This is a genomic window from Acetobacter sp. DsW_54 (genome assembly GCF_002153575.1).
Taxonomy (GTDB): Bacteria; Pseudomonadota; Alphaproteobacteria; order Acetobacterales; family Acetobacteraceae; genus Acetobacter; species Acetobacter fabarum.
Genome location: NZ_JOPD01000035.1, coordinates 22,235 through 28,234, shown reverse-complemented (window position 1 = coordinate 28,234; position 6,000 = coordinate 22,235). Strand labels below are relative to the sequence as shown.

Here is a 6,000-nt window from a genome sequence, read left to right as displayed (position 1 = left end):
TATCGCTGCCTGATTACTGAACAAATCTCTCTCCGGTAAACCCGGGGCAGTTCACACTGCCTGAAAGTGAATTAATCATTTTGTTTACTCACTTGTTTTTCTTTAAGGCTTCGGGGAACCGTCACACTAAGCTCAGAACTCATTCTTTGAGGTAGAAGATAACGCTTGCTGCGATGTGGATTGCGGGCATGAATGTATGAACCCGATAAGGGATAATGCTCATGTCGTCTTCCAGTCGGCTTTCTCGACCAGTTGTGTGACAGCGAATTTGCTTGTCCGGTCGATAGCAACGAAGAGGTGCAGCTTACCTTCAGTAGTCTGGACTTCGGCAATATCGATGTAAAAAAGCCTATGGGATAGCGTTTGAAGCGCTATCGTTTGGGCTTGTCTTCCTCCATGTCCGGAAGCCGTGAGATCTCGTGACGCTGAAAGCAGCGACGCAGAGCCGAGAGGAATGCCGGCCTGCGGGGCATGAAGGCAGTCATCTAGCAGCTCTCCCATGACATATCTGCCTCATAATGCTTCCTTCCATTCACATGAAAATATCACACCATCAACCCCCGGGACTAAACACCCAGGCAGCCCTGCCGCATACGCATACCTGCCGGGTCAGACCTCCCTTGGAAGGCGCTGGGCGAGGGCGTGAATCACTTCTTCTTCGTAATCCAGCTCTTGCTGTAGCTTCCACTCCGTCTGGTCATTAATATCCTGCTGGGCCACCAGTTCACGCATGGTCTGGCGTTCGGCCCGCAGGATTTGCAGGCGCAGGGCCAGTTCCATACGGGCATGCCGTATGGCGTTGCGCCTGTCGGCCTGGGCAATGCGGGGGGTGGCGTCCTCCTGCTCCAGCCGGGTCTGGTAGAGCTTGGTCAGGCGGGCAATAACCTCCACACGGGCGGCCTCCAGAGCGGCTTTCTCCTCCTCCGTTTCGGGCGGGGTTTCTATGGCGGGCATGGTTTCGGCCTTGCGTAGCAGGTCCAGCGCGGCACGCAGCAGCCGCTGGCGGGCCATGTTTTCCTCCTGCGCATTTTTATCCACCAGTTCGGCCGGGATAAACTTCAGGCATAAGGGAATAATCACGCTGGCAACCAGCAGGGAAAGCACAATAACCCCCGCGGCAATAACCACCACGGCTTCACGCGTGGGGAAGGACATTGTGCCATCCTCCCCCGTAGGTAGAGACAGCACCGCCGCCAGCGTAACCGCACCACGCACCCCGGCAAAACTCAGCAGCAGGCTGGCCGCAAACCCTGTGGCCTCGAACGGAATGTGGTTGATCCGTGCAGAAGCCCAGCGGCAGGCAATGGACAGCCAGACCCCCATAAACCGCATGACCAGCATAATGCAGTAAATCTGCACCACCAGCAGCCCCAGCCGCCACATGCCCACATGCTGGGCCAGCACCAGCGTATGCGCACTTTGCAACAGGTTGGGGAGCTGCAAGCCAAGGAACAGAAAGATCAGCGCGTTAAACACGTAGCTGACCATGGTCCATACCGTGGTGGATTGCAGGCGGGTGCTGGTGGAGGCATCCTCCACAATCCCTGAAAGCTTGACCACCATACAGCCCGCAACCGCGGCCAGAATGCCCGAGCACCCCATGGCTTCTGCCAGAGCATACATTAAAAACGGCAGAAGCAGCACCAGCACAATCTGGGACTGGGTTTCATCATACCCGGAGCGGGTGAGCATCTTGTTCAGGCGGGCGGCAACCCAGGCGACAATCCCCCCAATGGCCAGCCCTCCGAACGCTACCAGCAAAAACGTGCCAAACGCCTGCTGGTAGGAGAACTCGCCCGTAAGCGCATCGGCCATGGCAAAACGGAAGCAGACAAGGCCCGAGGCATCGTTAAACAGCGCCTCGCCCGACAAAAGCTGCAACAGCCGTGTAGGCACCCGCCTGCCCTTGATCAGGCTGGACACGGCAACCGTATCTGTGGGGGACAGGGCTGCCGAGAGCGTAAAGCAGACCGGCAGGCTCATGACCGGCAAAATCCAGTGAATGGCATAGCCACACAGCAGGGTGCTGAGCACCACCAGCCCAAAGGCCAGAAACAGGATTGGCCCACGCAGCTCCCCAAACTCGCGCAGGGGCATACGAAACGCATCCGCGAACAGAAGAGGCGGCAGAAACACGAACATGAACAGTTCGGGGTGCAACTGCACATGCATGCCCGCAAGCCCGGCGCAAACGCCCAGAGCGATCAGAATAACAGGCTGCGGCACCTTTTGTTTGAACCGCAGGGTTATCAGGCTGCTCACAGCGGTCAGCAGTAAAAGCAGCAGAATGAATTCGATTGTCAGCATGGTGCATGCCCTTTGCGGGGCTTCATGTTTTTGTGCAAGCCATTATCAACTCACAGCCTCATAAAAGACTGCATGCACCTTTCCCGTGCAGGCAGGCCCCTAGCGCATGACGGCCTGATAATCCGCCAGCCGGGTCTGCACATCCCGCGCGATTGCGACCAGATCGGGGTTTTTGGAGGTGGCAATCTGGCTGGCAAGCACAGGCTTAATTTTGGCATGTGTGGCCGTAAAGGAGCGGATGTAATGCCTGTCAAACGCGGCGCCCTGCCAACGTTGCAGGCGTTCGATCTGTTTTTGTTCGGGGCCAGATGGCTGGGCAGGCAGGGTCAGGGCATGGGCTGCGGCCACCTTGGCCAGCCGGGCTTGCAGCGCGCCCATGTCCTTGGAGATCGTCTCCCCCACAAGGGCAATATCGTTCCGGGCGGCATGGGTTCTGGCTATGTTGGCCATGCCAATCTGGGCAAGGTCCATGGTGTTGAGCTTTTGCACAAAAACCGCATCTGCCGCACTGAACGGAGCAGGCTTTGCCAGAGCTGGCAAGGGCGGAGCCGCAGGCTGGGAGGGCGTAACATAGGCGCACGCCCCCAGCAGCAACAGCATGAAAGGGGAGAGCGCAGCCGCCTTATGGCGGAACAAAAACAACATAACCGGCAGTTCTCCCTTACAGGGGCCAGAGGTGGAGCGGCAAGCACACCCAATATTGAAAACAATGTTTGCAATAAGCAAACGGGCAGACGTCACTTGTGATTTTTATATCCACAACAGATGCCACACCCAGTGACCACACCCCTTATGATGAAAGCATATAACACGGATGGCAAGACTGCGGCGGACGCATTTATAGCGACCGCCCCATAGGGCAGGACTGCCCGGTGCCCGATCTATAATAGCGGACACAGCATATTTTACTGGCACGGTTTTATTTTACACTTTGTTTGCGCCTTGCATCGCGCGCACAGAACACAGTAGGCTGGGTATGGAATGTGTGCCATGCGGGGGCATGCGCCAAGTCTGGCTATTGGGATATGCCTTTATATGAACTGTCGTCTTTTAAACACCCTTGCCCTGTCCTCCCTCTGTCTGGGGTTGAGCGGGTGCGGTTACTTTGACTCGCGTGCCGCGCATAAGGCGCAGGTTACCATGATCGGCATGACATCATACGACCTGCAAGCCTGCGCGGGCCTACCCTCCGCCACAAAGCAGTTAAACGATACAACACAGATTTTTATCTATAACGGCACACAGCCCCAGCCCAGCTATGGGGGTTCCACGCTTATTCCGGTGGGGGACATTGTCACCACCATCAACCAGCTTGGGGGTGGGGGTGGCACCACCTGCTCCGCCGTGATCCGGCTGGACCATGACCGGGTGGCGGATGTGCATTACACCGGCAATAATGATGAGCTGATTGGCTCGGACGGGATCTGCTCCATTATTACCCGCGGCTGCTCCCGCCAGCCGGAAGGCACAATGAACAAAAACACAGGCAGCCTGCTGTTTGGCCCTGTTTCTGCCTTCCATGAGCCCAAGGGCCCCAACCAGTCCGCCGGGTCCACCTACTCCTCCCAGTCGGGTACGGTTGAACTCAACCCGGACCCCAACTCCAAAAATCCGGTTATTATCCCCCGTCTGCCCTGAACCCTGCGTGCTGGCCCGCCGCCATGGCGGGTCAGAGCAGATGCTGGGCCAAAAGCCCTTCCATCCACCCGGCAAAAGCCTGCACGCGGGAGGAAAGGTGCCGCCTGTGGGGGTAAAGCAGGTTTACCGGCATGGCGGGCGCGCACCAGTGCGGCAACACCGCACATAATTCCCCGCTCTGCACCAAGGGCTTTACATCATATTGCGGCACCTGAATAAGCCCCAGCCCGGCCAGGCAGCAGGCAATCTGGGTTTCCGCACTGTTCACGGTTACGGGGCCGGGCAGGTCCAGCGTGTGGAGGGTTCCGTTTTCCTCCCACTCCCATGCCTCCACCCGCCCATTGGCGGGGGACATGTAACGCACGGCAACGTGCCCATCGCGCGCCAGATCAGCCGGGGTCTGGGGTATGCCGTGGCGAGCAAGGTAGGCGGGGCTGGCAACATTGAGCAGGCTCATACGCCCCATGCGCCGCGCGATCAGTCCTGAATCATGCAATGTGCCTACCCTTAGCACACAGTCCAGCCCCTCCTCCGTCAGGTTTACCGGCCTGTCCGTTACCCCCAGTTCAAGCTGAATATCTGGATGGGCAGCAACAAACTCCGGCAGTGCTGGGGCAACAATCAGGCGGCCAATACGCGCAGGCAGGTTAACCCGCAGCACGCCGCGCACGTGCCCGCGCTCGCGGCGGAACAGGTCTTCCGCCTCGTCCATATCCGCCACAAGCCTTACGCAGTGTTCGTAAAACGCGCGTCCGTCTGGGGTGGGGGTTACGGAGCGGGTGGTACGCGCCAGCAACCGCGCCCCCACGCGTGCTTCCAGTGCCTGCACGGCGGTCGATACGGTGGAGCGTGGCTGGCCCAATGTTTCTGCCGCACGGGTAAAACTGCCCGTTTCCACCACGCGCGCAAATATGCGGCACTGATCTATACGGTCCATTAGCCTGCCCCCTGCCCCACCCCGGATTATTCGTAAAAGCTGACAGGTCTTATCATATTCCGCCGCTTTATTGGTAATTTACAAATGATACTGTGCCCGGACAGAAAAAACGGGCCAGCGCCTGTTTGCACCAGCTAAGGCAGCACAGACATGACCACACACAGCATAACCGGCAAAACCGTTCTGATCACAGGTGGGGCCAAAAACCTTGGCGGAATGGTGGCCCGTGATCTGGCAAGGCATGGCGCCCAAACGGTTGTCATTCACTACAACAGCTCCGCAACCGAGGCAGATGCCAAGGCCACAGCGCAAGCCGTGCGCAATGTCGGCGCAAAAGCCTTTGTTATTCAGGCAGACCTGACCCAGCCCGGAGCCATGGCGGATCTGTTTGAAAAAACCCGGCAGATGACGGCGGGGCTGGACATAGCGATCAACACCGTGGGCAAAGTGCTCAAAAAGCCCATAGCCGACACAACGGATGAAGAATACGATGCCATGTTCGCCATTAACACAAAGGTGGCGTTCCAGTTTATCCGCGAAGCCGGCAAACACCTGAACGACAACGGCAAACTGCTCAGCATTGTGACCTCCCTGCTTGGTGCTTACACCCCGTTCTACAGCACCTATGCAGGTGCGAAGGCAGCCGTGGAGCACTTTACCCGCGCAGCCTCCAAGGAGCTGGGAGCACGCGGTATTTCGGTCAACGCCATTGGGCCTGGCCCCATGGATACCCCATTCTTTTACGGGCAGGAGGAACCAGAGGCCGTTGCCTACCACAAGAGTGCCGCAGCACTTTCCCCCTTCAGCCAGACAGGGCTGACAGAGGTGGAAGATATTGTGCCCCATGTACGCTTTATGGTGTCCGATGGCTGGTGGATGACAGGGCAGACCATTCTGGTCAACGGTGGTTACACAACCAAATAACCTTTTTATAATAAGGATTTTTTTCAAACGCCTCTCCCCCGCCACCTTGTGGGGGAGAGGCATTTTTGTATGGCATGGTGCTGTATAGGGCACTGTTTGAGGTGGGTCTGCCATGCGTTGCACAAATGCAACAGAGGTTGGTCCTGTTTGCGGTGCGGCGCATAATTTGATTGTTATGTTATATTATAACTAAT

The 6,000-nt window shown here is 57.5% G+C and carries 5 protein-coding genes and 1 pseudogene; 2 read left to right on the top strand and 4 right to left on the bottom strand.

Features of this window, described 5'->3' with window-relative positions:
• Nucleotides 1–237: 237 nt before the first annotated feature.
• The 3 genes and pseudogenes from HK20_RS11805 to HK20_RS11790 form a co-directional block, all read right to left on the bottom strand.
• Nucleotides 238–489, bottom strand: a pseudogene (locus HK20_RS11805) (IS481 family transposase); the annotation flags it as partial.
• Between the two features lie 120 nt (nucleotides 490–609).
• Complete coding sequence (locus HK20_RS11795) at nucleotides 610–2,307, bottom strand: Na+/H+ antiporter (protein WP_086647239.1); 1,698 nt, start codon at nucleotides 2,305–2,307, stop codon at nucleotides 610–612.
• A gap of 99 nt (nucleotides 2,308–2,406) precedes the next feature.
• Entirely contained in the window at nucleotides 2,407–2,952 is a 546-nt protein-coding gene (locus tag HK20_RS11790; protein WP_086647244.1) for a DUF4142 domain-containing protein, read from the bottom strand.
• 495 nt (nucleotides 2,953–3,447) lie between these two features.
• Between HK20_RS11790 and HK20_RS11785 the strand changes: the two genes are divergently transcribed.
• A complete protein-coding gene (locus tag HK20_RS11785) occupies nucleotides 3,448–3,945 on the top strand; it encodes a hypothetical protein (protein WP_086647243.1) in 498 nt (165 codons plus the stop codon).
• Between the two features lie 31 nt (nucleotides 3,946–3,976).
• On the opposite strand, the gene HK20_RS11780 is transcribed toward HK20_RS11785, so the two are convergent.
• On the bottom strand, nucleotides 3,977–4,882 hold the full coding sequence (locus HK20_RS11780) for a LysR family transcriptional regulator (protein ID WP_086647238.1): 906 nt from the start codon (nucleotides 4,880–4,882) through the stop codon (nucleotides 3,977–3,979).
• 150 nt (nucleotides 4,883–5,032) lie between these two features.
• On the opposite strand from HK20_RS11780, the gene HK20_RS11775 reads away from it, so the two are divergent.
• Nucleotides 5,033–5,806 (top strand): SDR family oxidoreductase, encoded by a 774-nt coding sequence (locus HK20_RS11775; protein ID WP_086647237.1) that lies wholly within the window; start codon nucleotides 5,033–5,035, stop codon nucleotides 5,804–5,806.
• Nucleotides 5,807–6,000: the final 194 nt, after the last annotated feature.

Bases quoted from the DNA above. Each gene is read 5' to 3' on its own strand.
- HK20_RS11795 (WP_086647239.1), bottom strand. From the start codon at position 2,307: ATGCTGACAATCGAATTCATTCTGCTGCTTTTACTGCTGACCGCTGTG.
- HK20_RS11790 (WP_086647244.1), bottom strand. From the start codon at position 2,952: ATGTTGTTTTTGTTCCGCCATAAGGCGGCTGCGCTCTCCCCTTTCATG.
- HK20_RS11785 (WP_086647243.1), top strand. From the start codon at position 3,448: ATGATCGGCATGACATCATACGACCTGCAAGCCTGCGCGGGCCTACCC.
- HK20_RS11780 (WP_086647238.1), bottom strand. From the start codon at position 4,882: ATGGACCGTATAGATCAGTGCCGCATATTTGCGCGCGTGGTGGAAACG.
- HK20_RS11775 (WP_086647237.1), top strand. From the start codon at position 5,033: ATGACCACACACAGCATAACCGGCAAAACCGTTCTGATCACAGGTGGG.